Source organism: Streptomyces sp. B1I3 (assembly GCF_030816615.1).
Lineage (GTDB): Bacteria > Actinomycetota > Actinomycetes > Streptomycetales > Streptomycetaceae > Streptomyces.
In genome coordinates this window covers 7427163-7452093 of record NZ_JAUSYD010000001.1, presented here as the reverse complement: position 1 = coordinate 7452093, position 24931 = coordinate 7427163, and the positions used below count along the sequence as shown (strand labels likewise).

Sequence of the window (24931 nt, the reverse complement as noted above, 5' to 3'; positions counted from 1 at the left end):
GCGCAGCCACGCGGCCGGACGAACGGGCGGGGCGCACCCCGGGCCTCCACTGACAACCTCTGCCACGGCTATCGCGTGGAAAGAGGTGTCGGCGTCCTGGACCGGCTTGCCTACGGGGTCTGACCTGCATAAACGGGCCGACCGAGGAAACCGGGGGTCCCACCTCCGGTCACACCCCCGGTACAACCCCGGATCCCCCCGTGCAGCCAACGGTGGGGCCAACCCCGGGTACAACCCCCAACGGGCCTTGACCCCGAATCCTGAACACGGGTTATGCGGCTGGTTTCAGCGTAGTTGGTGTGAGGTGGAGGGCGTTCTCGAAGGCGATCGGTGACCGTTGTCCGAGCCGGGAGTGTCGGCGTCGGGTGTTGTAACGGTGGAGCCATCGGAAGGCGTCGAGTCGGGCCTCGCGCTCGTCGGGCCACCCTTTCCGGCCCTGGAGTGTCTCGCGTTTGAAGGTCGCGTTGAAGGACTCGGCGAGTGCGTTGTCCGCGCTGGACCCGACCGCGCTCATGCTTCGCCGCACCCCTGCTGACCTGCAGGCTTCTGCGAATGCCCGGCTCGTGTACTGGGCTCCGTGGTCGGTGTGCATGATCGATCCGGCCAGGCTGCCGCGCGTGCGGATCGCCGCGGCCAGGGCATCGGTCACGAGCTCCGTGCGCATGTGGTCGGCGATCGCCCAGCCGGCGAGACGGCGCGAGGCGAGGTCGATGACGGTCGCCAGGTAGCAGAACTTCCCGCCCTCGAGGGGCAGGTAGGTGATGTCGCCGACGTACTTCGTGTTCGGCTCGCCCGCCGTGAAGTCGCGGCCGATCAGATCCGGAGCCTTGGCCGCTGCTGGGTCGGGGACGGTGGTGCGGTGCCGGCGCCGCAACCGGACCCCTTCGATCCCGGACGCCCGCATGATCCTGGCGACGCGTTTGTGGTTGACCGCCTCACCACTCGTCTCGCGGAGTTCGGCGGTGATCCGGGGGGCTCCGTAAGTGCCGTCCGATTCCTGGTGCACCGCCCGTATCCGGGCGGCCAGCCTCGCGTCGGCCGCCTGCCGGGCGGCCCGGTCCGCGGCTGTCCGACTCCAGTAGTAAAAGCTCGAGCGGCTGACGCCGAGGATGCTGCACAGCCGCTTCACGCCGTAGCGGCGCTGGAGGTCGGCGACACACTGGAAGCGGTTCACCAGCCCGTCTCCCCGGCGAAATACTTCGCCGCTTTGCGCAGGATCTCGCGTTCCTCCTCCAGCTCACGGACCTTCTTCCGCAGAGCCGCGTTCTCCGCCTCCAGCGGGGCTGGCGGCTGGGCCGCTTCCTGCGTCCGGCGTCCCCGGGGACGACTCACTCCGGCAGCCCGGACCCAGTTCCGCAGGGTCTCCGGATTGATCCCCAGATCGGCGGCGACCGACCTGATCGTCGCATCGGGCCGCGACTCGTACAGCGCGACCGCGTCCGCCTTGAACTGCGGCGGGTAGTTCTTCATGACCACGAGATGTCCGTTCTCAGATCCGCAGGATCCAGTGTCTCGTGTGTTCAACATCAGGGGTCAAGGCCCCTGCGTCACCAGAACCGACACCAACGACACAGCACTACCGATCACAGCCGCCGCCAGCGTTAACGCTGTTCCACCCACGATCCCCACCCGTTCCCAAACCGCTGCATGCACCGTATACAGCGCCTGCGCCCCCTGTAGACCTTTCGCTTCTTCTTGTCTCTCTTCAACACCATGCACAGCAGTTGTTACCGCGCCCCCGTGCCAGAACCGGATGCAGGCCGGAAAGAGCACTTGCACTCAATGCCCATGTGCAGCCGGCGTTGACGACGGTCTCGTTCGAAACGCCCTTCGGGGACAGGTACGAAGGCTCACTATGAGGGGGTGATTGCGTCGAACAGTGATGAGCGTGCCCCGGGTATCAGTCTGTCCAAGGTGCTGGAGCGTGCGCCTGATCTGGTGAGCCTGTACAAGGCGGCGGGTGACCGTATTCGCCGGCATGGGCTGGAGGGTGTGCGGGCGGCGGTCTACCTCGTGCTGGATCGCTCCGGGTCCATGCGGCCCTACTACCGGGACGGCACCATGCAGCACCTGGCCGAGCAAGTGCTGTCGCTATCGGCGCACCTGGATGACGACGGCGTCGTGCCGGTGGTGTTCTTCTCCACAGACGTCGACGGGTCCACCGACCTGGCGCTCGGCCGACACCACGGCCGCATCAACAAACTCCACGAAAACCTCGGTCATATGGGGCGCACGAACTACCACTGGGCCATGGACGAGGTCATCGACCACTACATGGCCTCCGGCAGCGATGCCCCCGCTCTGGTCATCTTCCAAACCGACGGCGGGCCCACCAGCAAACTCGCCGCCGAACGCTACCTCTGCAAAGCAGCCCGCCTCCCTTTGTTCTGGCAGTTCATCGGCTTCGGCGACCCCGACGACAACGAGTTCGCATTCCTGCGCAAACTCGACACTCTCGCCGTCCCGGCCACTCGTGTCGTCGACAATGCCGGCTTCTTCCATGCCGGCCGCACCCCACGCGCTACCAACGACCACCGGCTCTTCGACCAGCTTCTGCACGAGTTCCCCCAATGGCTGACCGCCGCCCGCGCCGCCCGCGTCCTGGAATAGAGGGCGGCCTGGAGCAGCCGGGACCAACCAACTGACCCGGCAGACACGACAATTCGCTCAAATGCCCAGATTGCCGCCATCGAGTCCAACAGCCCAAACCGGGTCAGCGCCCGGGCCTCGCGCAGGGCGCCAAGCAGCGGCCGTCGGCGGTGCCCAGGTTGAAGGATGGCACCTCGTCGTTCTTGGCGTCCGTCGCCAGCGCGTAGATGCGCTCGCGGTACGCCGCGGCATAAACTCCGACCAGCTCGGTGATCTGGTCGTCGCTCAGCGCCTTGACGTAACCGATCAGGCCCCGGACGCGGCGAAGCGCTTCAGGTCCTAAGGGCTGTCCCGTAACTGCCATCGGCAGTCCACGCGACGGCCTACCGCCGGACGCACCGCGCCAGCTCCCCGTACTTCATACCGCTGGAGTAGAGGACCCCTTGGTGATTGCGACCCATGAACTTGATGCCTTGGGTACGCCGCTCCACGTCAGTCAACCGGAGGATTTGAGTGCCCAACTCGGTCGAGAGCTCCAGGAGGTCGCCGGGCTGGAGGTCCTCGGCGAGGACTTCGTTTGTCATGGCGGGGATGGTACGGCTTGATCACGAGATGGATCAACGAAGGATGACTCTGAGGCGTCTGAGCAGACCGGTCACAGTGAGATGATCATGTCCGTGGCTGGTGTGATCACGGCGTCGGAGCCGTCCTGGATAGCCCCGTTCACCGGGCTGAGCCCGCGCCAGTTCGGGAAACTGGTGACGGTTCTGCGGCGCGAGGGTGCGGACGCGGTCCGCAAGGGCCGGCCATGGAGTCTGCCGCTGGAGGACCGGGCACTGCTGGTCGCGGCCTACTGGCGGACGAACCTGACCATGCGCCAACTGGCTCCGTTGTTCGGGGTGTCGAAGTCGACGGCGGACCGGATCATCGATCACCTCGGGCCGATGCTCGCCCTCCAGCCCCGCAAGCGGTTCGCGAAGGACACCGTGCTGATCGTGGACGGCACCCTGGTGCCGACCCGCGATCACAGCGTCGCCGAGCGGTCGAAGAACTGCCGGTACTCTACCAACCACCAAGTCGTCATCGACGCCGACACTCGTCTCGTCGTGGTGGTCGGCCGGCCTCTGCCCGGCAACCGCAACGACTGCAAGGCGTGGGAGGAGTCCGGCGCGCAGGCCGCCGTCGGCAGGACCATGACCATCGCCGACCGGCGGCTATATGGGCACCGGGCTCGTGATCCCCCACCCCCACCGGCGCCGCCAGGGCGAGGAGCTGCCCGGCTGGAAGCAGGCTCACAACAAGTCCCACAAGCAGGTTCGCGCCCGCGTTGAGCATGCCTTCGCCCGCATGAAGACCTGGAAGATCCTCCGCGACTGCCGCCTCAAAGGCGACGGCGTCCACCACGCCATGCTCGGCATCGCACGGATGCACAACCTCGCTCTCGCCGGATAGCCTCCGGCTCCGGTGGCGCGGCGGCCTGGAGGCGGACGGCCTCGGCGGCGGCTTCCTAGCGGGCGACGTCGTCGGCGTGGCAGGTGCCGCACACGGACCGGTCCCCGGCCTTCCAGGCAGTCCGGTGCACGGTGATCTCCTCCCAGCGCTGGTCGGTCTACTTCGCCCCGCACCGCGTGCACACGGGGCGCCGCTCCTCCCGCTCAGCGGCACGACGCCGCTCCTCCTCCGCGTCGGCGCGGGCGGCCTGGTCGCGGTAGAGAACGTCGCCGTCGGGGTTGTCGAGCGCGGCCGTCAGCGTCTGCTCGCCCTCCCGTCCCAGCCGCCGCCACACCGCCGCGCCCGAGCCGTGCTCCTGGAGCTGTTCCAGGGTGGTGACGTCGACGGGCGCCGCCTGGCCGTAGTCCTTCGCCGTGATCGCCTCCCGGTAGATGCTCCGGTACCGGCGCGGCGCCCAGTAGCGGCGGCCGGACTCCTCCAACACGGCGACCGTGTTGGCGACCTTCGCCTCGGTGGTGTCCGCGTACACGAACGCCACCGGCACCAGGCCCTCCCGGCCGGTCGGCGGATAGACCCGGCGCCACAACCGCTTCACGTGGCCGACGACCTGGTCGATCGCGTCCGGCCGGGAGCGGACCAGGTCCACGGTGTACTTGTCCGCATCCGGTGCCAGCCGCCGGCCCCACTCCCAGTACCCGCGCAGCTTGGCGACGAGGTCGTGCGCGTCCTCGGTGCGGCGGTCGATCTCCAGCAACAGCACCCTGGCCTCCGGCGCCCACCCCATCAGGTCCGCCCGCTACACGAAGCCGTTGCCGAGCCGGTGGCCGATCTCGGTCTGGAAACCGAGCGGGTGACCGATCCCGGCACGGTGGGTTCGGTCGCGGTGGCGACTCAGCGAGGGGTCCCTCCGGCAGGTACCGGAGGGACCCCACTTGATGTGACGTGGCCGAGGACGTTCCGCTTCTACTGGGTAGGAAGGCCCTTCGGGTCCGTGAGTCCGACGGGTTCGGCGCGGAACGAGGCGGTCCAGGCCGTGGGCTCGCAGTCCTTGCCGTTGGGGTGCTGCTCCTCGAGGGTGGCTTCGGCCTGGTCGCTGACAATCTTCTTCCCGCCGGCGGTGGCCGTCACGGTCAGACGGACGGGGACGGGGCCGGGGCCGTCGGCCTGGGGGATCGGGATCGACAGCCGGTTGAACGGATCGTCCGGGTCACCGGATTTTTGCTGCTCGCAGACCTCACCGGCGCAGAAGCGGAACGTGGCCGCGTCCGCCGTGCCGAAGTCCGAAGGGTGCCAGACGAGCGACACCTCGGAGTCCATACCGACTAGGGTGCACGAGGACTCCCCTGTTCCGGAGCAGCCGGTCAGGAGCGATGCCGCAAGCAGGGTGGGCACGATGAAGCGCTGCATCTCAGTACCTCGCTACCAGGCCGGGGAGGGCGCTGTTGGCCAGGCCAATGTCGGTGAAGACCAGCTCGCAGGGGTCGAGCAGGCCGCCGCTCTTATCACCGCCGCCCCCGCCGCCGCCGGAAATGATGCCCTTGGCGTAAGCGCGCCCGGAGCCGTCCACAGTGTAGACCGGGCCGCCGGAGTCACCCGGGATGGAGCAGGCGCCCGAGGTCTTCCTGGCGACAACCATGTTCCTTGCGGTGGTCCCCCCGGAGTACTTCACGGTGGCCTGGGTGGCCTTCACCTTCCACCCACACTGCTCACCGGTCTGCATGCCGCCGGTGCACACCTTGTCGCCGTTCTGCGCCCAGCGCCGCCAGTAGTCGTGCACCACCCGGGACGAGGTGGAGTGCTGTCCGCCCTTGTAGATCCTCGCGGAGGCAGACTTGGGTGACTGCACCTGGAAGAGCGAGAGGTCGCCGGAGTAGTAGCTCTGTCCCTTGAGGCGGACCGAGCCGGACTTGTTGGCCCAGTTGTCCCGGACCACCGCACCGATGAAGTCGGTGTCCTTGGTGTTCACGATCACTCCGTTTCCGGTGGTGCAGTGACCTGCGGTGAGCATGTACCACTTGCCCGAGTGCCGCCAGGGGAAGCCCGCGGTGCACCAGGTGACGGAACTGGTCGTCAGGTACGACCTGATCCGCGCGCCGCCGTAGTACGGCGAGGTGTCGTCGCGGCGGTCCAACGTCTCGAGGGGGGTGGCGGGCACGAGTTCGGCGGCGACGGCGTCGGATCCGTACCGCTCGCCTAGGGAGGTGGCCAGCGGACTGTTCACGGCCTCGGTCTTGACGACGACCCGGTTGTTCTCGGCGTCGACGTAGGCCAGCCGGAGGGCGGAGCTGCCGGGCAGTTCGCTTTCCGGCAGCTGGAGCACCTCGTCACGCACGGACTCCAGCGCGGTGAGGCTGTGGGCAACGACCTCGGTCTCCGGCGTGACCTGCACGGTGACGGTCGGGGTGCCCGGGGCGGGCTGGTCGGCGTCCTCCTGTCCGCTCGGCTCCTCCAGAACGTAGTTCTCCTCTCCGGTGGTCTCGACGGAATCGTCCGCGGGGGGATCGGGAAGCGCTTCGGGCTCGCCGGGCGAACCCTCGGGCTTGGCCTCCCCTTCGGCGTCGTCCACCGGGATTCCCGTGCCTTCGTCGGCCGGTGCCTGCACCACCTGGATCGGCTCCCTGGCCCTGCTGAGCGCGGTGGCATCCACGACAGGAGCCACCACGGTCCGCTCTGCCTGGTCGATGTAGGGAGGTGCGAACTCGTCGGGAGCCGCGGCGGCCCGGGCGGTGGCCTTCTCCAAGGCGTACGCCTTGGCGGGCTCGGCCTCTCCGGCGTCCGGCTCGGAGCCGCCGTCGATGATCTCGATGCGGTCCACGGCCACCGAGACGGGCTCGGCGAGCGGAAGGGATGCCGGGCCACCGAAGCTGGCTCCGATCTGCAGGCTGCTGCTGCCCGACAGGGAGGAGGTGTCCCACACCAGCTTCGGCGAGACGCCGTTGGTGAGCGGGACGGGCCAGGTTACGGCGGCGCCGTCGGAGGGGTGGGTCACCTGGGCGGCCGGGATGGCCACCCATTCGGCGGTCGGTGACTTCCGCTGCAGGAAGGTGACTTCGGTGAGCCCGGCGGGACTGCTGACCGCGAGGTCCACCGAGCCGACGAGTACCTCGCCATTGGCCGGGGCCGTGATCGCCGCACGCCCGACATGGAAGGCCCTGCTGGTCTCTGCGGAGACGTTGCCCGCCCGGTCGGTGACGGTGACGGTCAGCACATGGCGGCCGGCCGAGGCCGGGGTGATCCGTAGTTCGACCGGACTGCCGGTCACCGGAACGGTGGTGGGCGTTCCGTCGTCCACGCGGTAGGCGAGGCTCGCGGTGTCGGATCCGGACGGCGTCACCTGGAAGGCGCCCGGGGTGCCGGCGGCTCCGGCCCAGGTGTCGACGGGGAAGTCCGTCGAAGTCACACCGGGGGCGCCGGGGGCGGTGGTGTCCACGGCGACACGGAAGTGCGAGCTCGCGCCACCGGTCCCGTTGCTGTCGACGCCCCGGACATGCAGGTACCAGGTGCCTTCGGCGAGCTGTGCCCGGTGGGTCGTGCCGGTGGTGTCCGGTTGGGTGTCCGGGACGGTGTTGGAGACCTTGTCCACGACCAAGCTGTAACCGGCGGAGGAGCCAGAGGGCGCCGTCCAGGTGGCGGCCAGGTCACCGCTGTGGTAGGCCCGCGCCTGGTCGGGGTGCGAGGAGGAGCTGATCAGCGGGCTGGCCGGCAGGTTCATGTCCACCTTGAACGGCAGGTGAGCCGCGCTCGAGGACCAGTTGCCTGCCTTGTCCTTCGCCCGAACATGGACGTACCAGGTGCCGTCGGCATCGGTGGTCGCGGTGTACGACATGGCCGTTTGCGGGGTGCCGGTGGTCGGGGGCAGGGAGTCGGCCGTCCGGTCCGCCGTGACCGCGTAGCCCGCGATGCCGGACCGGTCGGCGGGGGCGGACCAGGTGAATGAGGCGGTTCGATTCGCGTAGGCGCTGGTGGTCACGGGATGGGTGGAGGAGGCCAGGCTGCCGGCGGCGCCGGGCGCGGTGACGTCCACCTGGAAGGCGGAGTGCCGGGCGGCGGACCAGAGGCCCGCCTTGTCGATGGCGGCCGCGTGGACGTACCAGATGCCGTCGGCGAGGCCGGTCCGGGTGACGGCGGTGGTGGTCTGCGTGACCGCTGTGCCCGGGCTGGTGGCGGCATCCTGGTCAATCTTCACCGCGTAGCCCGCGATGCCCGACGCGTCGGTGGAGGCGAGCGAGCCGGCGAAGGAGGACGTGCCGTACCAGTTCCCGCCCACGGGGTGACTGCTGGAGGTGAGAGTGGGGGTCGTGGGCACGGTGGTGTCTACGGTGAAGGTCTGCCAGCCCGACCACGCACCCGTGTCGGTGCCGTCGGACGCCTTGGCCCGCCACTTGTACGATCCCGCGGGCAGCGCGGCAACCGTGTGGGTCGCGGCGGCGCCGGAGGCCACGGCCACCGAGGTGCCCGTGCGCAGGGCGGAGGTACCGGTGGGGGTCCACACCTCGAAGGTGTGGGTGAGCTGCTGGCCGTCGGCGTCGGTAGCCTTGGCGGACAGGGTGGGCGTGGTGTCGGAGGTGAGGCTTCCGGAGGCAGGTGAGACGGCAGCTGCCGTGCCCGGCAGGCTGTTGTAGGTGACCGTCAGGGACGGCTCGTAGGCCGCGTTGTGGGATCCGTCGGTCTGGTTCGAGGAATGGTAGCGGCGCCAGGTCAGCGGGTCCGTCTCATCGACAGCAGCGACCCGCACTCCGTAGTTGGGCTCACCGCCCGCCCAGGCCTGGACTATGGAGTCCACGTCCCAGGAGACGTGTCCGGCCGGGCAGCTGCTGCTGCTGTAGCCCTTGGCCGCAGTGGAGGTGACGGCGCCAGTCGCGGTGGTCGTCGGCTGGGCCGACCAGGACACTGCAGACGGGTCCCAGGCGGTGGTGATCCGGCGCACCTGGTTACCGGAGTTGGCGGTGTTGCAGGTGGAGGAGTAGTACGAGTACAGCCGCAGGTCGGTATCGAGGATGTGCTTGTCAGCGTACTTGGCGACGTCGAACTTGAGGAAGGAGCGCGCCTTCTCCGTTCCGTTGTAGGTACCGGACTTAAGCTCCGTCGAACCTCTCTGCGAAGTGAGGTAGTCGTCGTACTGGATCCAGGTGTCGGTGACCGGGCCGAGGAGGGAATCGGTCGGATCGATGGTGACCGGGTATGCCAGGTCCGGGTCGGAGAGGAAAGCCGGGTCCGGCTTCAGTACCAGTACCTGCCCGTCTCCGTCGGCCTCCTGCTTCACGGTGACGTCGATGGCGGCGAGGTGCTGAGGCTCTCCGGTGCTGCCCCGCTCGCCGGATCCCCACATCACCGGGACCGGCGCGGTGGCGACCGTCCTCCCCTTGTCGTCCTGCCACTGAAGCCGCTTCTCGGAGGTCTCCTGCAGCGTCAACCCGTCCGTTTGCACAGAGAGTTCGTAAGTGACGGGGCTGTCCGGGCGCTCGTTGAGGATGACCGAGTGGGATATCCCCTCCTTGAGGGCGGTCACCACGAGGTCACCGCCCTCGACGGCGTCACGGTAGGTCGCGGTGGAACCCTTCAACTCGGGAGCGGGCAATGTCCCCTTCCACTCGAGCCCGAGGGACCTGCCGCCCCGGGAGACTTCCGCCAGCGGCCGGCTGTCGCCGCCCCCGGAAAGGGTGATGTCGGCTGCAGCGGACTTCGGGCGGATCGCGCCACCGTCGGTGACGAGCGTGGTGTCGACGGGCTTCCAGCCGCCGTCGGACTGCTTCACGCGGATCGGGCCGGTATAGGACTCCACGGTGAGGGTTCCGTCGGGATTCGCCCAGGTGGTGGTCGACTCAGTGCGTTCCGCGACCAACTCGACACGGGCCGGGGATTCCTCCTGCCGCTTAGTGGCGGAGTCCGCGGCGTCCCCCGTGGGCTCTGCTGTGGCTACGGCGGCCAACAGAGGGGAGGAGCTCGCCAACAGGGCGGTCAGGACAGCAGCAACTGCCCACCACGATGATCCCGTCGCGCCCGGTCTTCTTCCTGATCTACCCGTTCGACCAGCAGGTTTCACGAATCCTCCTCATGTTTGGATCAAGTAAGGAGGGAGCGTAACTCCGCAGGAACCACCCACCAATTCGGAATATTGCCCTCCGCAAGATGTGCGTGCAGGCTGAGCGGAATGACGCGATTGCGGGTGCCATCCTGGCCGTGGACACGGCACCCCGCCACCCCCATAGCTCAATCGGGACGATGCGGGGTGCCGAACTCAAGGTCGGTGAGCGTCCCGAGCAGAGACCCTCGCAGCCATAGGATGAGCATCGGGGTTGTCACACAACGGGCCGAACTCACCCTCGGGAGTGACCCAGACGCCGGCCCACCGCGGACATCGGTCGGTGATGGGTGCACGCACCGCAGCCCGCGCAGAGCATGGCTGGGACATCGTGCTGGCGCAGAAAGCGTGGATCTCGTGGTGAGTCCTAGGGTCTGTCGTCAATGTGATCTTGATTGGTGGATCATGGTCGGGTGATACGTCGCCATGAACTGTCCGATGCAGAGTGGGACTTCGTGCGGCCGCTGTTGCCCCGGACCTCCATGGGGCGGCCTCGGCTGGATGACCGGACGATGCTCAACGGGATCGTGTGGAAGTTCCGTGCCGGGGTGGCCTGGCGGGATGTACCCGAGCGGTACGGATCCTGGGCGAGCCTGCACACCCGGTTTCGCCGCTGGGCCGCCGACGGCACGTTCGACCGGATGCTGCGGGCCGCGCAGGCCCGGGCGGACGCGGCCGGGGACATCGACTGGCTGGTGTCGGTCGACTCCAGCATCGTCCGCGCCCACCAGCACGCGGCCGGTGCCCGAAAAGGAGGCGCCGCAGCCCGGCCCCGGGACGCTCCAGAGGCGGGCTGACCAGCAAGATTCACCTGGCATGCGACGGCCTGGGCCACCCGCTCGCCCTGGTGGTCACGGGTGGCAACACCAACGACTGCACCCAGTTCACCGCGGTGATGGACGAAATACGGGTGCCCCGTCTTGGCCCGGGCCGGCCGAGGGTGCGGCCCGCTCACGTCATCGGCGACAAGGGTTACAGCTCCAAGGCGATCCGCACCTGGCTGCGGCGTCGCACCATCCCCCACACCATCCCGGAGAGGGCCGACCAGGTCCGCAACCGTGCCCGTCGCGCCAGCCGCGGCGGCCGCCCACCGACCTTCGACAAACGGATCCACAAACACCGAAACGTCGTGGAACGCTGCTTCAACCGCTTGAAGCAATAGCGCGGCATCGCCACCCGATACGACAAAACCGCCGAGTCCTACCAGGCAGCCGTCACCCTCGCATCGCTCCCGATGTGGCCGTGACACTTCGACGACAACTCCTAGGTCGCGATGCTGGCGACGTTCACCGTGGTGTGGGCGGTGCTCCCCGTTGCCCACGCCTCTCACGGACCGCGTGACCGAGCAGAGCAGAGCCGCGGACGTTGCGGTGCCGTTGGTGACGGTGGTGCGCAGGCACCGGAAAGCCCCGGTTGGTCGGGGAAGGGCAGCCGGGGCCGATGGGGTGTGGGCGCGGAGGGCGGTCGCCTCTCGGCGGAGGGCTCCATGGGGCTTCAGCCGAACGATCTTCCCCATGGGCTATAGGTGAGGCCCGGGGACACTGTCCCCTCCGTACCCACAACCAGTTGAACTGACAACAGGCCGGAGTTGTTCCAGCCCTTCTCGCCGCCGTCCGGTGATCCGGACCACAGGACCTCGTGCGGTCAGCCGGCCATCGAAGGGCTCGATGAGCGGGGTGCGCCGCTGGAGCCGGGTCTGTCAAAGGGTCTGTACGGTGAGTGGTGTAACTCCCGCACTGAAAGCGACAGTTGATGGCTGACGGCGGGCGCTGATCGCGTGCCGGTTGAGCAGGACCAGGCGGCGGCCGGTGGCGACGGTGTGCTGGACGGTGGAGGTGCGGACCACCAGCAGGCGGGTGTGGTAGTCGAGCCGGTCCTCGTCGTAAGCCGTCCGCTTTGCTGCGGGCAGGGCGGCGTACTCGTCCGGGGAGAGCCGCGGCGGCGCCTCGGGCGGGCGGTTGACGAACCGGATCCAGCCGTCGAGGGTGGTCAGGTGCTGTCCCGGCTCCTCCGGCTCGCTCACGGCCTCCTCCAGGGGTCTTCGAGCGGGTCGAACAGGCCCAGCGGGATCACTTCGGCCAGGGACTCCCCGTCTGGCTCGGCCTCTGGTTCGGCCGGTTCGGCGGACTCGAGGGTGGGGATGGAGGGGCCGGTGTTCTTGGTGCGGGCCGCCACCCGCCGCTCGCGCCGACTCGGCCTGGGGCCCGGCTCGCCCCCGTGGTCGCAGACGATCGTCTCCGGCACGATCACCGGCCGGGCGGCGGCGTGGGCCAGGCGTTCGTCGAGCTGGAGGAGCTGGCGGTGCGGCAGCACTGAGCGGGACATCGCCAGCGCGTCCGCCCAGCCCGGCCGCATGGGTTCGGGGGTGACCGTGCGGGCCAGCAGCACGCTCGCGTCGACCGACTTCGTGGTCGGCCGCAGCACCGCCGCGGTCAGCGTCCTCGTCGCGACGTCGATCATGCCGGTGAGATCGACCTTCCCGGTCACCCCGCTGTCCAGGAGGACCAGGACGTCGAGCGGGGTGGAGTCGATCTGCATGATCGTCGCCCGGCGCGAAGACCGTCCGCTCGCCGAACGGGCCACTCGCCCCGTGGGCGCGCGAACGCCGGTTGACGGCCGAGCCGAACGTGTGGGTGCCGTCGGTGAGCTTGGCCAGCAGCCGGTAGAGCGTCCGTTCCGAGGGCAGCGTCACCGCCCGGCCCTCGGGCGTGTGCCGCAGCAGTTCGCCCGTCCGCCAGATGATGAACGTGCCCCGGCGGGTGGAGGCGTCGACGGCCTCGGCGACCGCCTGCCGCTTCGCCGCCACGATCTTGTCGTCGACGGCCCCGAAGGCCGGCTTCTTGCGGACCGGCCGGTGATCGGCCAGCCCCGTCACGACCTGGGCCTGGTAACGGCGCCGCTTGAGGGCGACCGTACTCGCCGCGGCCGGGTGGCCCGCCGCGGTCAGCTCGGCGGCCTTCGCCCGCTCGCGGACCGTCAACGACCGGCCCGGACCGTACTCGGGCCGGGGCTTGGCGCCCGGACCCGCGCCCGGCGCCAAGCCATGCAGCACCTCGAGGATGTGCCCCTCCCACCACAGGGCCTTCTGCCTCGCCTCCTGCGGCAGCGTCTCAAGCAGGGAGGCGGCCGGCAGCGGCATCCGCACCGGGCTGCCGATCACCGCGAAGTCCTCCACGGCCAGCAACTCGCCCGTCCCGACCACCAGCCGCTCCGTTTCCCCGTCGCCGGTCAGTGTCACCGACGTCGCCGAGACCGCCACCACCGCCCGGACTTGCCCCGCGGCCCGCACCCAGGCGCCGGCCTCGATCGCGGCCAGCCGCTGCAAGAACGTCACCGGCTCTTCCCCCTCGTCCAGACCACGGTCCCGCTGTGCAGCGGTTCCCCCTCCAGGTCGGCCACCAGGGCCCCGGACCACAGCAGATGAAACAGGTGCGGCAGCACCAGCAGCGGATCGCCCACCCGCACCGCCCCGGCCCGCAGCGGGCCCGGCTCGGCGAACAGCTCCAGCAGACCGTCCACGACGTCCGCCCGGCGGGCGGATCGAGCCCGGCGGTAGCGGACCAGCCACCGCACGTTCGCCATCAGCACCGGATCGGGCACCCCCACCCGTACGAACTCCCAGCCCACTGCCCGGCAGGCCCGCTCGGTCGCCGCGAAAGCCTCCGCGGACGCCTCGTCGATCTGGTCACCGGCCCGGACGTCGACCACGCGTGCCCGTCCGTCCGCGAGCCGTACGAAGTAGTCCGGCGCGTGCCGGCGCGGACGCTTTCCGTCATGCCAGTGCAACCAGAACGGCTGCGAGGCCACCCCCACGACATCCGGATCCCGGTCCAGCAGGATCAGCCGATCCCGCTCCAGCCAGGACTCGAACCCGATCAAGTCCCCGGCGGTGACCGCGTAGTACCAACCCGCGAAGCCCCGGGCCCCCTTGTCCCACCGGAAGCCACGAACCGGCTCGGCCTCCTCGAACCGCGAACTCCACCCCTCGGCCAGCGGCACCCGCACCCGCTCACCCAACACGGAAGAGTCCAGCTCAAAGGCCGATAACACTGCCTCCCCGTACGCACGCGCAGGTGCCCCCACCACGCCCCCAGACCAACGACCGCCCCGAGTGCTCAAGCTTCAATGACAGAAAAGTACGGTTCGTCAGACTTCGGTGGCAATCGAACAAGATTCGTTGCAGGAGAGCACCCCGCGGAGCTTAGGCACTCCACCACTCCTCCGTGCCGCAGCCGATTTCGTAGTGCCACCATCCTTTTTCCTCCCCCTGCTCTAGCAACCTCTTGATCCCGGCGAAGTCGGCGCCAGCCGGTGCCGTGAAGGCCGCCATGGGGAACTCCGTGCTGAAGACCTCACCGCCGAGACCGAATACCGACAGGCGTTCGTGCACGGCCTGCGCGCTGCGGCCCAGTGGACCAGACGGAACGGGCACTACCCGAATTGTGCAGTTACCTGAGGAACTGACCCGCCCGGCAGCCCAGTGGAGCCCGTCGGAGCCCGTCTCGAACCGCACGATGTCGCCCTCCGCCACACCATCCTGAAGAAACGGAGCGTTCTGCACGCGGGCCGTGTCTTCTCCAAGCCTCGTCGCCCACAGCCCCTCGGTGTCCTGCGGGAACCAGCCCTCACGTGGGACGAACCGGAACCAGACCTTGATCTTTTCGACCGCGTTCTCCATGAGGTCATCATGAGCGGTCCGCCCTCAGGCCCCAGCACAGGGCCTGACCTGGGTGATCAAACTTCGCTGTCACCGGACTGGCAGTCATCAGGCTTCGATGGCAGACGAGCAAGATTCGATGTCAGAGGACAGGAGATCTCCGCGCATCTCGCCGAGGTGTACGGCGCGGAGATCTCCAAGTCCACGATCTCCACGATCACCGACAGCGTGATGGCCGGCATGACCGAATGGCAGAACCGGCCACTGGACAGCGTGTACCCGCTCGTCTTCATCGACTGTGTGAACGTGAAGGTCAGGGACGGGCAGGTCGCCAACCGGCCCGTTTATAGGGCGGTGGCGGTCACCGCCGAGGGGCACCGGGACATCCTGGGCCTGTGGATCGGCGACGGTGGGGAGGGTGCGAAGTGCTGGCTCCAGGTCCTGACCGAGATCAAGAACCGCGGCGCGGCCGACGTCCTGATGCTGGTCTGTGACAGCCTGACCGGTCTTCCGGACGCCGTGAATACCGTCTGGCCTGCGACGATCGTCCAGACCTGCGTCGTTCACCTGCTGAGGAACAGCTTCCGATACGCAGCCCGGCAGGACTGGGAGAAGATCGCGAAGGCGCTCAGGCCCGTCTACACCGCGCCGACCGAGGAAGCCGCGCTGGAGCGGTTCGTGGAGTTCACCGATGCCTGGGGCGGGAAGTATCCGGCGATCGTGAGGCTCTGGGAGGCGGCCTGGGCAGAGTTTGTGCCCTTCCTCCGGTTCGACGTGGAGATCCGGAAGATCATCTGCACCACCAACGCGATCGAAAGCATCAACGCGCGGCTCCGCAAGGCCGTCCGGGCCAGGGTGCACTCCCCCACCGAGCAGGCAGCCCTCAAATGCGTCTACCTGGCCGTCATAAGCACGGACCCGACCGGCACCGGACGCAAACGCTGCACCATGCGCTGGAAGGCCGCGCTGCAAGCTTTCGACATCACCTTCGACGGCCGGCTCACCGCCGGACGTCGCTGAACAAAACCAACCGAGTCCCACCGTTTACTACACAGACCCGCAGCTCAGGACACGAAATCTCACTGGAGTAGTAAGAGCTGTCCCGTAATCGTCGCTTCGTGTCGACTGGGCCAGGCTCAGGAGCTTTCCGAGGTGGAGGCGTGATCCGCTGCCGCTTGGACGGCGGGGATCAGGTCTGCGATCCGTTCGAGCTGGTCGTGCTGGGAGTGCAGGTCCAGGGCACCGAGGCGGGCGACGATATGCCGAGCACCGGCGGCGACGTATCGCCCTAGGTGCTCAAGCACCTGGTCCGCGGAGCCGGTGACAACTGCCTGGATCCTTTCCAGCTCCTCCAGTGGCATGCCGTATGTGGCCCGCGCGTAGTCGTCCAGTGCCCGACGGCCGCTCTCGATGTCGTTGTCGATCCATACCGAGACGAATAGTGCGGGAGTGATGTCCTCGGTCTCGCGTCCCGCTTCGGTCGCCGCTTTGTGGACGTTGCGGAGGCCGGATGCGTAGTCAGCGGGGTCAGGCGGGTAGGGCAGCCATCCGTCGTACTGTCGGCCAGTGCGGGCCAGCGCTGCGGGGGTCGCGGCGCCGAGCCAGATGGGCGGGCCGCCGGCTCGGGGCGGCCTGGTCGTGGGCGGGATGTCATCGAACCGGAGGATCTCGCCGTGGAAGGTGTCGGCGCCGCCCCACAGGGCCCGCCACAGAGCAACAGTCTCGTCCAGGCGGGCGAAGCGCCTTTCCCACGGCAGCTCGGAAAGTGTGTAGAGGGGCCGCCCGAAGCGGCCAGGGAAACCGGCGCCGACGGTCACGGTGAGCCGGCCACCGGACAGCAGGTCGATCGACGCAAGTGCCTGCGCGGCCTGGATCGGCCGACGGAGGAACGGCATCAGCGCGGCTGTGCCCAGTGTCACAGTCTCGGTCACCGGGGCGAGTGCGGCCAGCATCGTCAGAGCCTCGATGCGCGGGCTGATCAGAGAATCGTTGACGAAGAGCGAGGTGAAACCCGAGCGTTCGGCGTAGCGGCCGAAGGCCACCAGCTCGCGAGGGTCGTCGGCAGGGCCCCACTGGGCGGTTCCGGTCGGAAGAAGTACACCGATGTCCATATCGACAATGTTCACGACCGGTACGACTGGCGACAATTCCCTGCGGGGAATGGCCTGGGACCCTCCGCCAGCGTTACAACAGGCCCGTGGACTTCCCTCGTACGCTTCGTGAACGCCGTACCCGCCGTCATGTCAGCCAGCTCGATCTGGCGCTGCGAGCGGGCACCACCCAGCGCCACCTCAGCTTCATTGAATCGGGCAGATCTGTCCCCGGCCGGAACATGGTCGTACGCCTGGCCGAGTCGCTGGAGCTGCCGCTGCGGGAGCGCAACGAGCTGCTGCTGGCCGCCGGGTACGCGCCCGCCTACCCGGAGAGTTCACTGGACGATCCGGTGATGGCCCCCGTACGAACGGCGATCGACCACATCCTCCGCGGGCATCTGCCGTATCCGGCGCTGGTCGTGGACCGAGACGGTGACCTCATAGCCGCGAACACCGCATTTGACCTCATCACCGAGGGCGCGGCTGACGAACTGGTGGGTCCGGGAACGAATATCTACCGCCTGGCGCTGCATCCCGACGGACTGGCTCCCCGCATCCTCAACCTCGCCGAGTGGGCGCGCCACATCCTGGTGCGCCTTGGCCATCTGGAGGAGTTGCGCACCGAGCTCACCGGGTACGTCCCCGAGCTGGAGCCGTCCGCCGCGCAACTCGGTTTCGCGGTACCACTCCGCCTGCGGTCCTCGTACGGGGAGCTCCGCCTGATGACAACCGTGACAACCTTCGCGACTGCCGTCGACGTGACGCTTGCCGAGCTGAAGCTGGAGGCGTTCCTGCCGGCCGACCCGGCGACGGCCGAGGCTCTCTCAGCAGCCGCCGGGGCAATGGCTTGTGCTGCCGCCACTCAGGAGCCCGGGAACATGTAATCGGCCTTGATGCGGCCGTGGTCGTCGAGCACGAGGATGTCCGAACCACCACCCACCACGTCACCGGTTGCGGTGGACACCGTCTCCCAGCCGATCCTGACCACACCATTGAGACGTATCGCACCGGGGCGCGCCCGGAACGCGAAGCCCTGTTTCTCGACGAACCGCTCGTAACTTCGCGCCACTCGGGTCTCGATGGCGTCGTATCCCTGTGCCTCCAGAGTCGGGTGGTCGAAGCCGAGTTCCGCGGCGGTCTCCCGTATCTCCGCAGGCGGGTGAAGGAGGTGGGTGCCGTCCTCAGCCCAGAGTTGCTCGATGGCCGCGCGGCGCTCTGTGGCATCGGGCACGTTCCATTGAGCCATGTAGCGGTCGGCCAGCCGCTGCGGGTCGATCTCGATCATCTTCGTCTCCTTGCCCGGACAGGTCCATTGGGACCAAATCCTGCGGGGCGCGGTGGAGACCGACAATTCCCTGTAGGGAATGGGACCTTCAAGTCAGAGACGACAGCGGTCATGCGTAGTCTCAGTGGAATGATCACTACGTGAGTAGTGGGATGACGACGTCGGAACCGTCCTGGATAGCTCCGTTCACTGGGCTGAGCCCGTCGGCTTTCGGCAAGCTGGTGGCGCAGCTGCAACGCGAGGGCGCCGACACGTCCGGCCGTGGACGACCGTGGAAGCTGTCGCTGGAGGACCGAGTGCTGCTGGTGACGGCGTACTGGCGACCAAACCTGACGCTGCGACAGCTGGCGTTGCTGTTCGGGGTGTACGAAGTCTGCAGCCGACCGCGTCATCGACCACCTCGGTCCGAGGCTCGCGTTCCAGGCACGCAAGCGGTGCGCGAAGGACGCGGTGCTGATCGTGGACGGCACCCTGATCCCGACCAGGGACCACAAAATGGCCGAGCCGTCGAAGAATTACCGCTACTCCACCAACCATCAGGTGGTCATCGACGCCGACACTCGGCTGGTGGTCGTGGTCGGCCGGCCGCTGGCGGGGAATCGAAACAGGTTGCGTACCTTCTCGACAATGACGCCACCCTCGAGACCACCGTTGACAGCGATCTGCTTGAGCGGGGCCTCCAGCGCGAGCTTCACGGCGTTCGCGCCTTCGGAACGCTCCGTCTGACTCCGAGGCCCCGGTTGCACACCACGGGCTGCAGGAGTGCTGACGGGGCAGAGCTCACAGGGCGCGGGCGGGATCCTGAGGCCGACACCGAGATACCCAGACCTCGACCACCCCCACACTGCCCACCAACCGGTGGTCCGGACTCAGCCGATCCGCACGCACACGTCGTCGGCGGACCCGCGGACCAGGTGCACCGACTTGTAGCCGGTGGCGCTGATGTCCATGGTGTACACGCCGTCGAGCACGTACAGGCCCCGTGCCAGGTTCCCGGCGTTCTCGCCGACGCCCGCGAGCACGGGGCCGACGACGTACCACTTCTGCGAACCGTCCGCGTGGTAGTTGACGATCGTGCTGCCGCTGACATCGGCGTCGTAGAAGGCGCCGGTGTCCGTGTTGGTGACCCGGACGACGAGGTCCCCGCGGTAGGCGACCCGGGAGGGGGAGCCGTCCGGCCGCCGGTCCAGGACCCGCTGTACTACCTCGTCCACCACGGGCTCGGTATGGACCGGGACGTCGCAACGGGCTCCGGCCGGCAGGTCGTACGGGGGGGTCGGGGCCGGTTCCCACCCGTCGGTCCCGGACGACGCGGATGCGGGCGCTGTCCCGAGCGCGAGGGTCACGAGAGTGGCTGCGGTAAGGAATGCGCGTCGCATGGGGCCTCCGTCGGGGAGACAGGGTTGGCACGGCAAACCCGCCTCCCCACCGGTCTGCCGTACAGCAGATTGTGCCTCGTGCGGCGCCGGCTGTCAGCGGATGTGGCGCCCCGGTACGGCTCGGGAGACGAGAACGTCCCCCGCCTCACACCTTCCGTGCTCTCGCCTGCGACAGACAGGAATTGTCCCTGGGCGGGTCCGTGAGTGAAGCCCGCACCCCGGCCAGCAGCCCCGGCCCGGAAGCCGCGCGGCGGGCGAGGAGCCGTGTTCGAGCGAGATCGCCGGCCCTCGCCGCACCGACCACCCGGACACCCTCACCGCCCGCAACAACCTCGTCACCGCCTACCGACAGGCCGGACGCACCGCCGAAGCCATCACTCTTTAAGAAGCCGTCCTCCCCGACTTCGAACGCATCCTCGGCACCGACCACCCCAACACCCTTCCCACCGGCAACAACCTCGCCATGCGCCTCCACACTCACCACGTCGAGGAAGCGGGCGTCGCCGAACCACGGTGCAGTGCCGCACGCCCCAACGGGCCGTGCATCCGCGACTGAACTCAGGGCCATCGCGGCGTCGTCCATGTTCGAGGCGGGTGGAGGGCTCGGCACGCTCCTGATGAGCTTGCGGGCCAGTGCGGCCCGGAATCTGCACCGGGCCGTCCTGCCCAATGCTGATGTCAGGAGTTGTCTCGAGCGATTGACGGTTTCGTCGGATGGGAGTCGGCGTCGTGGTCACGGACCGCGGAGCCAGGTGCGGATGTCGGTGTCCGAGGGCGCGGCGTCGCCCTTCTGGATGCGGGTGGTCTTCGCCGGATGCCAGCCGCACCGGGCGGAGAGTTCCTTCCCGGTGAGGCCGGCGTCCTTGCGCAGGTGCGTGAGCCGCACGGCGAGCGCCTCACGGGCTGCTTGGGCGCTGGACGTTGGAGAGACGGGCATGAGCAGCTCAGGGTGCCTGGACGGTGTACTTCTCGTGCGGGATGCCGCGCTCCCACACCGCCTCGAACGCGGTGGCGCACAGCGCGGCCGCGGCCGGGTCGGTGGTGCGCTCCTTCCCGTCCGGTGCCCAGTCGCCGGTGCCGGTGAAGTGGTGAAACTGCACGAGCCGTTCGTCCAGGAGCCAGAAGTCGTTGCCGGGAAGCGGGATGTCGGAGGCACGGGGGCGGGGCAGCCAGCGCACGTCTTCCCCGGCCTGGAGGTTGAGCGGGGTGATGGCGTGCTCGTAGCGGATGTAGTCGGTGACCGGCTCGGACACGATCCGCGCGCGGCGCATCACCACGCCGCGGGCGACCGCGTCCTTGACGAGCGGCATCCACTGGGGCCAGAACGAGCGGGCCGGATCGAGGTTCGGGACGCCGGTCCGCAGCAAGGCGGCGTAGTTATCCGTCTCGTCGCCCACCGCGTAGACGTCGCGCATCTCCAGGTGGACCGCCGTGTGATGGGTGTCGGCGAGCAGCTCAGCGAACGTCACGGTGTTCAGCTGCTGCGCGTTCAGCGGCATCGCACGCCTCCCTCAGAATCGACACCATGCGAGCCGGAATCCGGATCACCCGCTCGTGCGGGAGAACCCGGCCCTGTGACCGGACACCCACTCGGTGGAGCCGACCACGGCTTTCAGGAGCTCATCGGCTTCCTCGCCCTGGCCCTGGAGGACCAGGTCCGCGCTTCCCTCTTCCACCCACACCGTGGGCGATCCCTCACCTCCGGTGTTCGGGTCGATCCCGACGAACCGTAACGTCATGGCACTCCCCTGCGACGTGGTTGCGCATAGTTGCGCGCACCGACCGTCCCGCAGCGCGGAGAGCCGGTCAAGAGGACCGCGAAGCTGGAGGGCTGGCCCACGGGGCGCGGTGCGGGCCAGCCCCTCCCAGGTCAGTTCCTGCCGGCGGGACGTGCGGCCAGTGCTGCGCGCAGGCGCGCGGCGATGGGCTGGAAGCACTGGACGAAGCTGGGGTGCTTCATCTAGGGACTGTCTCCTTGAACCGCCCGTGAGATCGTCGTGCTCGTGATCGAGTCCTGGGTGATCAATGACGACAGCCCTGTCCCTGTGTCGTCCGAGGTGGTGCTGGAGGCTCTTCGGCTGAGGGTTGACAGCGGGCAGCTTGAGACATGGCTGACGAGTTCGTCCGGCCGATCGCTGGCCTTCATGACGAATACCGAGCGTGCGATGGTGATGCTGCTCGAAGAAGAGGGCGATCCCGGCGAGCATGCCGTAGACCCCGGGGCTCAGGGGGTGAGCGACGGGTTTGTCCTCTGCAACGGGCAGGAGGACGAGTATCCGGATGAGGACACCGTCCCCATCGGTGAGGCGTTCAGGCTCGTGGAGCAGATCATCGGCACAGGGTCCTGGCCGACGGACGCGCGCTGGGTGGTCGATCGCTGAGCGGGCTATCTCCGGGCCCAGATGAGGATGGCGGCGAGGTGGAGTGCGGCCTGGTAGGCGATGGCGAGCTTGTCCGTTCGCATGGCCAGGCCACGCCACTGCTTGAGCCGGTTGATGCATCGCTCGACCGTGTTGCACTGCTTGTAGGCCTCGGCGTCGAAGGCTGGCGGTCGGCCGCCGACGCGGCCTCGCCGCAGACGGTGGTTGATCTGGTCGGAGGGCTGAGGGATGACAGCGCGGATTCCACGTCGGCGGAGGTGGTTCCGGATCGCCCGGGATGAGTAGGCGCGGTCCGCCAGGACGACGTCCGGGCGGGTCCTCGGTCTACCGGGTCCGCTCCGCGGAACACGGATGGCGGCCATGACGGTCTCGAAGGCCGGGGCGTCGCCCGCCTGCCCTGCGGTGACGCGAAGGGCCAGGGGCCGTGCATGGTCGTCGCTGGCGAGATGGACCTTCGTGCTCAGGCCGCCACGGGAGCGTCCGAGCGCGTGATCGTCGGGTTCGGCCCGGCCTGGAGCCCCTTTTTCCTGGCTCCGGCGGCGTGCTGGTGGGCCCGGCAGACGGTGGAGTCCACCGACACGGTCCAGCCGATGTCGTCAGCGCCCTCGGCCGCTGCCAGGACCGCGGCAAGGATGCGTTCCCAGGTGCCGTCCACGGCCCACCTGATCAGCCGTTTGTGAGCGGTCTGGAACGAGCCGAGCTCGTCCGGCAGGTCCCGCCAGGGCGAGCACGTGCGGTACTTCCATGCGATGGCCTCCAGGGTTCGGCGGTGATCGGCCCACCGCCGACCACGGACCGGATCGGCCGGCATCAGCGGCTCGATCCGATCCCACATCGCATCAGTGATCACTAATCGGACGGACACATCCGATCAACTGGCCAACCGACCAAAGAGACACGCTCTAGGCCGTGTGTCGAAAGTGGATCTTGGGCTGTGAATGATCACAGGTCATGGGTCGGGGAAATCTCACGGACGAGCAGTGGGCGGTGCTGGAGCCGTTGTTACCGAAGGGGAAGAAGTCGGGGCGACCGCCCGTCTGGCCCCGGCGGCTGCTGATCGACGGCATACGGTTCCGGGTCCGGACCGGTGTGCCGTGGCGGGACGTGCCCGTCGAGTACGGGCCGTGGGGCCGGGTCTACGACCTGTTCCGCCGGTGGCAGCGGGACGGCACCTGGCAGCGGATCCTCAGCCGGCTCCAGGCCCTGGCCGACGCGAAGGGGGCGATCACGTGGGACTTGAGCGTCGATTCCACGGTATGCCGTGCCCATCAGCATGCGGCCGGGGCCCGCAAGCAGGGCGATCTGCAAAAGGAACCACCGGGCGGTGTCTTCACCGAGCCACGTGATCACGGGCTGGGACGCTCGCGCGGCGGGTTCACCACCAAGCTGCACCTGGCCGTCGAACAGGGCCAGAAGCCCATGTCGATCGTGATCACGGCAGGGCAGCGCGGGGACTCGCCGCAGTTCGAACCGGTGCTGGAGAAGGTCCGCGTGCCCCGCCTCGGGCCGGGCCGGCCACGCGTCCGCCCCGACCGGGTGCGGGCGGACAAGGCGTACGCCTCCCGCAGGAACCGTGCCTACCTGCGCCGCCGCGGAATCCGCTGCACCATCCCAGACAAGGCCGACCAGGCGCGCAATCGCCAGAAGCTCGGCTCTCGCGGCGGCCGGCCGCCGCACTTCGACCCGGTCGACTACCGCGAACGTCACGCGGTCGAGTGCGGGATCAACCGGCTCAAGAGGCACCGCGCTGTTGCCACGCGATACGACAAGCTCGCGGTCCGCTACGAGGCTACTGTGCTTGTCGCTGCCATCAACGAGTGGCTGTGACCCTCGACCGTTACGCGGTGGGATCCACGTTCCACCTCTCCGGCAGATCGCTGCCGCAGAAGACGCAGACGAAGTCGTCCTCGCGCACGATGTTGTGCTCCTGGCAGTCAGGGCACCGCCGGAACACCACCTCGTGGGTGAAGCCGGAGGGCCGCCCAAGCTCTACACGGTCCAGAGCACGGGCGACTGCCGACCAGGAGGTCACGTCCGGGCAGTAACCGGTGGACTGGTTGCTGACCTCGTCCACGGTCCACCGGTCCGCCTCACGCACGAAGCCGATCTCGCCGGCACTCAGAACCATGTCCCCGCCGGCGCAGGCCACGTGCTCGCTCCGCCGCGGCGCCAGCCGAAGGACACCATCCATGCCGACCACGAAGGTGAACGGTTCGGTCAGTTCTGCCGCCGATCGCCCAGCGATCCAGCCGTCGAAGTCAGCCGCCGAGCCTATCCGGCACCCGCCGCTGCCAGGCCGGACCGCAGCCTTCAGCTCAACCGGTCCGACATATCGGTAACTCTGCCCCCGCGCACTCACGTCAGCCAACCTAAAGCACTTCCGACACACGCCCTAGCCCCGCCGTCTCGGTTCGGATGAGGCCGGAGGGAGGAAACACGAAAGCGTCTCTTGAGCTGCGACGATGAACCTTGTCGAGGGGTCCCGTCGGTCCAAGCGGAAGGCACTTCCTGTGTGCAGGGTATCGGTTCTCGTCCCAAGCTCCATGTCTCCGCTGACCGTTCGGACGTGGTCGGGCACGCCGGGGCACGGTTGCTGGCGGATCTCGCCGAGGCCACCGGTCCGACAAACGCGTACTCCACTGCACTCAGGCCGCTGCGACCGCGCGGCACCGGGCACGATCCCGGCCGGACCGCCACCGATCTCGCGGTGTTGCTCGCCGATGGCGGTGAGGCGATCGCGGATCTGGCCGTGCTACGGGACCAGGCAGGGGTGTTCGGTCCGGTCGCCTCCACGCCTACGGCTTGGCGGTTGCTCGCCGACATCGACGAGGCTGCACTCGCGTCGCTGCGAGCGGCCCGCGCCACAGCCCGGCAAGTCGCCTGGCTGCAGGCCGCCGAGACCGGCGAGGGCATACCCGCTGTCCGGGCCGGCGCACGAGAACTTCCCGGCCTGGTCTTGGACCTCGACGCCACGCTGATCACTTGCCACTCCGAGAAGTAGGCGGCCGCGCCC

General features: G+C 68.5%; 21 protein-coding genes and 8 pseudogenes. 9 read left to right on the top strand and 20 right to left on the bottom strand.

Going from position 1 to position 24931, the window contains the following annotated elements:
* Positions 1 to 271: 271 nt before the first annotated feature.
* Positions 272 to 1476 (bottom strand): IS3 family transposase gene (locus tag QFZ58_RS33990; RefSeq protein WP_307128677.1). Its coding sequence is split into 2 segments (ribosomal slippage): positions 272 to 1185 and positions 1185 to 1476, totalling 1206 coding nucleotides; the frame shifts between segments, so codons are not numbered across the junction.
* 387 nt (positions 1477 to 1863) lie between these two features.
* Between QFZ58_RS33990 and QFZ58_RS33985 the strand changes: the two genes are divergently transcribed.
* On the top strand, positions 1864 to 2610 hold the full coding sequence (locus tag QFZ58_RS33985; protein WP_307128676.1) for a VWA domain-containing protein: 747 nt from the start codon (positions 1864 to 1866) through the stop codon (positions 2608 to 2610).
* A gap of 35 nt (positions 2611 to 2645) precedes the next feature.
* Here the strand turns inward: QFZ58_RS33985 and QFZ58_RS33980 are convergent.
* Positions 2646 to 2928: pseudogene (locus QFZ58_RS33980) on the bottom strand (DUF2252 family protein); the annotation flags it as partial.
* 44 nt (positions 2929 to 2972) lie between these two features.
* Positions 2973 to 3173, bottom strand: coding sequence for a hypothetical protein (locus QFZ58_RS33975; RefSeq protein ID WP_307128675.1), 201 nt, complete (start codon positions 3171 to 3173; stop codon positions 2973 to 2975).
* Positions 3174 to 3266: 93 nt separating this feature from the next.
* On the opposite strand from QFZ58_RS33975, the pseudogene QFZ58_RS33970 reads away from it, so the two are divergent.
* Positions 3267 to 4041 (top strand): annotated as a pseudogene (locus tag QFZ58_RS33970) (transposase).
* 157 nt (positions 4042 to 4198) lie between these two features.
* On the opposite strand, the gene QFZ58_RS33965 reads toward QFZ58_RS33970, so the two are convergent.
* From QFZ58_RS33965 to QFZ58_RS33955, 3 genes are all read right to left on the bottom strand, one after another.
* Positions 4199 to 4825 carry a hypothetical protein gene (locus QFZ58_RS33965; RefSeq protein WP_307128674.1) on the bottom strand — a complete coding sequence of 209 codons (627 nt, stop codon included), beginning with the start codon at positions 4823 to 4825 and terminating at the stop codon, positions 4199 to 4201.
* Positions 4826 to 5004: 179 nt separating this feature from the next.
* Positions 5005 to 5358, bottom strand: coding sequence for a hypothetical protein (locus QFZ58_RS33960; protein ID WP_307128673.1), 354 nt, complete (start codon positions 5356 to 5358; stop codon positions 5005 to 5007).
* Between the two features lie 91 nt (positions 5359 to 5449).
* Positions 5450 to 9823 (bottom strand): DNRLRE domain-containing protein, encoded by a 4374-nt coding sequence (locus QFZ58_RS33955; RefSeq protein WP_307128672.1) that lies wholly within the window; start codon positions 9821 to 9823, stop codon positions 5450 to 5452.
* Positions 9824 to 10539: 716 nt separating this feature from the next.
* Here QFZ58_RS33955 and QFZ58_RS33950 point away from each other — a divergent pair.
* Positions 10540 to 11369: pseudogene (locus QFZ58_RS33950) on the top strand (IS5 family transposase).
* 453 nt (positions 11370 to 11822) lie between these two features.
* On the opposite strand, the gene QFZ58_RS33945 reads toward QFZ58_RS33950, so the two are convergent.
* The 4 genes from QFZ58_RS33945 to QFZ58_RS33930 all read right to left on the bottom strand — a co-directional run bounded on the left by QFZ58_RS33945 (position 11823) and on the right by QFZ58_RS33930 (position 14801).
* Entirely contained in the window at positions 11823 to 12146 is a 324-nt protein-coding gene (locus tag QFZ58_RS33945) for a hypothetical protein (protein WP_307128671.1), read from the bottom strand.
* Positions 12143 to 12661, bottom strand: coding sequence for a hypothetical protein (locus tag QFZ58_RS33940; RefSeq protein ID WP_307128670.1), 519 nt, complete (start codon positions 12659 to 12661; stop codon positions 12143 to 12145). The genes QFZ58_RS33945 and QFZ58_RS33940 overlap by 4 nt, the downstream gene beginning before the upstream one ends.
* A gap of 792 nt (positions 12662 to 13453) precedes the next feature.
* Complete coding sequence (locus tag QFZ58_RS33935; RefSeq protein ID WP_307128669.1) at positions 13454 to 14143, bottom strand: TnsA-like heteromeric transposase endonuclease subunit; 690 nt, start codon at positions 14141 to 14143, stop codon at positions 13454 to 13456.
* Between the two features lie 181 nt (positions 14144 to 14324).
* A complete protein-coding gene (locus QFZ58_RS33930; RefSeq protein WP_307128668.1) occupies positions 14325 to 14801 on the bottom strand; it encodes a DUF4265 domain-containing protein in 477 nt (158 codons plus the stop codon).
* 132 nt (positions 14802 to 14933) lie between these two features.
* Between QFZ58_RS33930 and QFZ58_RS33925 the strand changes: the two are divergent.
* A pseudogene (locus QFZ58_RS33925) lies at positions 14934 to 15800 on the top strand (IS256 family transposase); the annotation flags it as partial.
* 116 nt (positions 15801 to 15916) lie between these two features.
* Here the strand turns inward: QFZ58_RS33925 and QFZ58_RS33920 are convergent.
* Entirely contained in the window at positions 15917 to 16900 is a 984-nt protein-coding gene (locus tag QFZ58_RS33920; protein WP_307129086.1) for an LLM class flavin-dependent oxidoreductase, read from the bottom strand.
* A 77-nt stretch (positions 16901 to 16977) separates the two neighbouring features.
* Between QFZ58_RS33920 and QFZ58_RS33915 the strand changes: the two genes are divergently transcribed.
* The gene (locus QFZ58_RS33915) at positions 16978 to 17757 is read left to right on the top strand and encodes a helix-turn-helix domain-containing protein (RefSeq protein WP_307128667.1); all 780 of its coding nucleotides are present in this window, start codon (positions 16978 to 16980) and stop codon (positions 17755 to 17757) included.
* Here QFZ58_RS33915 and QFZ58_RS33910 read toward each other — a convergent pair.
* Entirely contained in the window at positions 17736 to 18158 is a 423-nt protein-coding gene (locus QFZ58_RS33910) for a hypothetical protein (RefSeq protein WP_307128666.1), read from the bottom strand. The genes QFZ58_RS33915 and QFZ58_RS33910 overlap by 22 nt on opposite strands.
* Positions 18159 to 18310: 152 nt before the next feature.
* Here QFZ58_RS33910 and QFZ58_RS33905 point away from each other — a divergent pair.
* Positions 18311 to 18764 (top strand): annotated as a pseudogene (locus QFZ58_RS33905) (transposase family protein); the annotation flags it as partial.
* Here QFZ58_RS33905 and QFZ58_RS33900 read toward each other — a convergent pair.
* The 6 genes and pseudogenes from QFZ58_RS33900 to QFZ58_RS33875 all read right to left on the bottom strand — a co-directional run bounded on the left by QFZ58_RS33900 (position 18695) and on the right by QFZ58_RS33875 (position 21276).
* Complete coding sequence (locus tag QFZ58_RS33900) at positions 18695 to 18853, bottom strand: hypothetical protein (protein ID WP_307129111.1); 159 nt, start codon at positions 18851 to 18853, stop codon at positions 18695 to 18697. The pseudogene QFZ58_RS33905 and the gene QFZ58_RS33900 sit on opposite strands and share 70 nt — an antisense overlap.
* Positions 18854 to 19027: 174 nt before the next feature.
* A complete protein-coding gene (locus tag QFZ58_RS33895; RefSeq protein WP_307128665.1) occupies positions 19028 to 19372 on the bottom strand; it encodes a hypothetical protein in 345 nt (114 codons plus the stop codon).
* A 310-nt stretch (positions 19373 to 19682) separates the two neighbouring features.
* Positions 19683 to 20120 carry a hypothetical protein gene (locus tag QFZ58_RS33890; protein ID WP_307128664.1) on the bottom strand — a complete coding sequence of 146 codons (438 nt, stop codon included), beginning with the start codon at positions 20118 to 20120 and terminating at the stop codon, positions 19683 to 19685.
* Between the two features lie 165 nt (positions 20121 to 20285).
* Positions 20286 to 20474 (bottom strand): annotated as a pseudogene (locus QFZ58_RS33885) (helix-turn-helix domain-containing protein); the annotation flags it as partial.
* 7 nt (positions 20475 to 20481) lie between these two features.
* A complete protein-coding gene (locus QFZ58_RS33880; RefSeq protein ID WP_307128663.1) occupies positions 20482 to 21036 on the bottom strand; it encodes a DUF6879 family protein in 555 nt (184 codons plus the stop codon).
* Positions 20993 to 21276 (bottom strand): annotated as a pseudogene (locus tag QFZ58_RS33875) (hypothetical protein). The gene QFZ58_RS33880 and the pseudogene QFZ58_RS33875 overlap by 44 nt, the downstream one beginning before the upstream one ends.
* A 264-nt stretch (positions 21277 to 21540) precedes the next feature.
* Here QFZ58_RS33875 and QFZ58_RS33870 point away from each other — a divergent pair.
* The gene (locus QFZ58_RS33870) at positions 21541 to 21918 is read left to right on the top strand and encodes a hypothetical protein (RefSeq protein ID WP_307128662.1); all 378 of its coding nucleotides are present in this window, start codon (positions 21541 to 21543) and stop codon (positions 21916 to 21918) included.
* Between the two features lie 5 nt (positions 21919 to 21923).
* Here the strand turns inward: QFZ58_RS33870 and QFZ58_RS33865 are convergent.
* Positions 21924 to 22753, bottom strand: a protein-coding gene (locus QFZ58_RS33865; RefSeq protein ID WP_373428641.1) for an IS5 family transposase whose coding sequence is annotated in 2 segments (ribosomal slippage) — positions 21924 to 22424 and positions 22427 to 22753 — 828 coding nt in all. Because the reading frame shifts where the segments join, the coding sequence is not laid out codon by codon here.
* 116 nt (positions 22754 to 22869) lie between these two features.
* Here QFZ58_RS33865 and QFZ58_RS33860 point away from each other — a divergent pair.
* Positions 22870 to 23745, top strand: coding sequence for an IS5 family transposase (locus QFZ58_RS33860; protein ID WP_307123695.1), 876 nt, complete (start codon positions 22870 to 22872; stop codon positions 23743 to 23745).
* A 10-nt stretch (positions 23746 to 23755) separates the two neighbouring features.
* Here QFZ58_RS33860 and QFZ58_RS33855 read toward each other — a convergent pair whose 3' ends face one another.
* Positions 23756 to 24277 carry a hypothetical protein gene (locus QFZ58_RS33855; RefSeq protein WP_307123694.1) on the bottom strand — a complete coding sequence of 174 codons (522 nt, stop codon included), beginning with the start codon at positions 24275 to 24277 and terminating at the stop codon, positions 23756 to 23758.
* 90 nt (positions 24278 to 24367) lie between these two features.
* On the opposite strand from QFZ58_RS33855, the pseudogene QFZ58_RS33850 reads away from it, so the two are divergent.
* Positions 24368 to 24916: pseudogene (locus tag QFZ58_RS33850) on the top strand (transposase); the annotation flags it as partial.
* Positions 24917 to 24931 lie beyond the last annotated feature (15 nt).

Excerpts from the sequence above, each read along its gene's own strand:
- QFZ58_RS33890 (WP_307128664.1), bottom strand. The coding sequence starts at position 20,120 with ATGGACGACGCCGCGATGGCCCTGAGTTCAGTCGCGGATGCACGGCCC.
- QFZ58_RS33880 (WP_307128663.1), bottom strand. The coding sequence starts at position 21,036 with ATGCCGCTGAACGCGCAGCAGCTGAACACCGTGACGTTCGCTGAGCTG.
- QFZ58_RS33940 (WP_307128670.1), bottom strand. The coding sequence starts at position 12,661 with ATGCAGATCGACTCCACCCCGCTCGACGTCCTGGTCCTCCTGGACAGC.
- QFZ58_RS33930 (WP_307128668.1), bottom strand. The coding sequence starts at position 14,801 with ATGGAGAACGCGGTCGAAAAGATCAAGGTCTGGTTCCGGTTCGTCCCA.
- QFZ58_RS33910 (WP_307128666.1), bottom strand. The coding sequence starts at position 18,158 with ATGATCGAGATCGACCCGCAGCGGCTGGCCGACCGCTACATGGCTCAA.
- QFZ58_RS33965 (WP_307128674.1), bottom strand. The coding sequence starts at position 4,825 with ATGGGGTGGGCGCCGGAGGCCAGGGTGCTGTTGCTGGAGATCGACCGC.
- QFZ58_RS33860 (WP_307123695.1), top strand. The coding sequence starts at position 22,870 with ATGGGTCGGGGAAATCTCACGGACGAGCAGTGGGCGGTGCTGGAGCCG.
- QFZ58_RS33960 (WP_307128673.1), bottom strand. The coding sequence starts at position 5,358 with ATGGACTCCGAGGTGTCGCTCGTCTGGCACCCTTCGGACTTCGGCACG.
- QFZ58_RS33975 (WP_307128675.1), bottom strand. The coding sequence starts at position 3,173 with ATGACAAACGAAGTCCTCGCCGAGGACCTCCAGCCCGGCGACCTCCTG.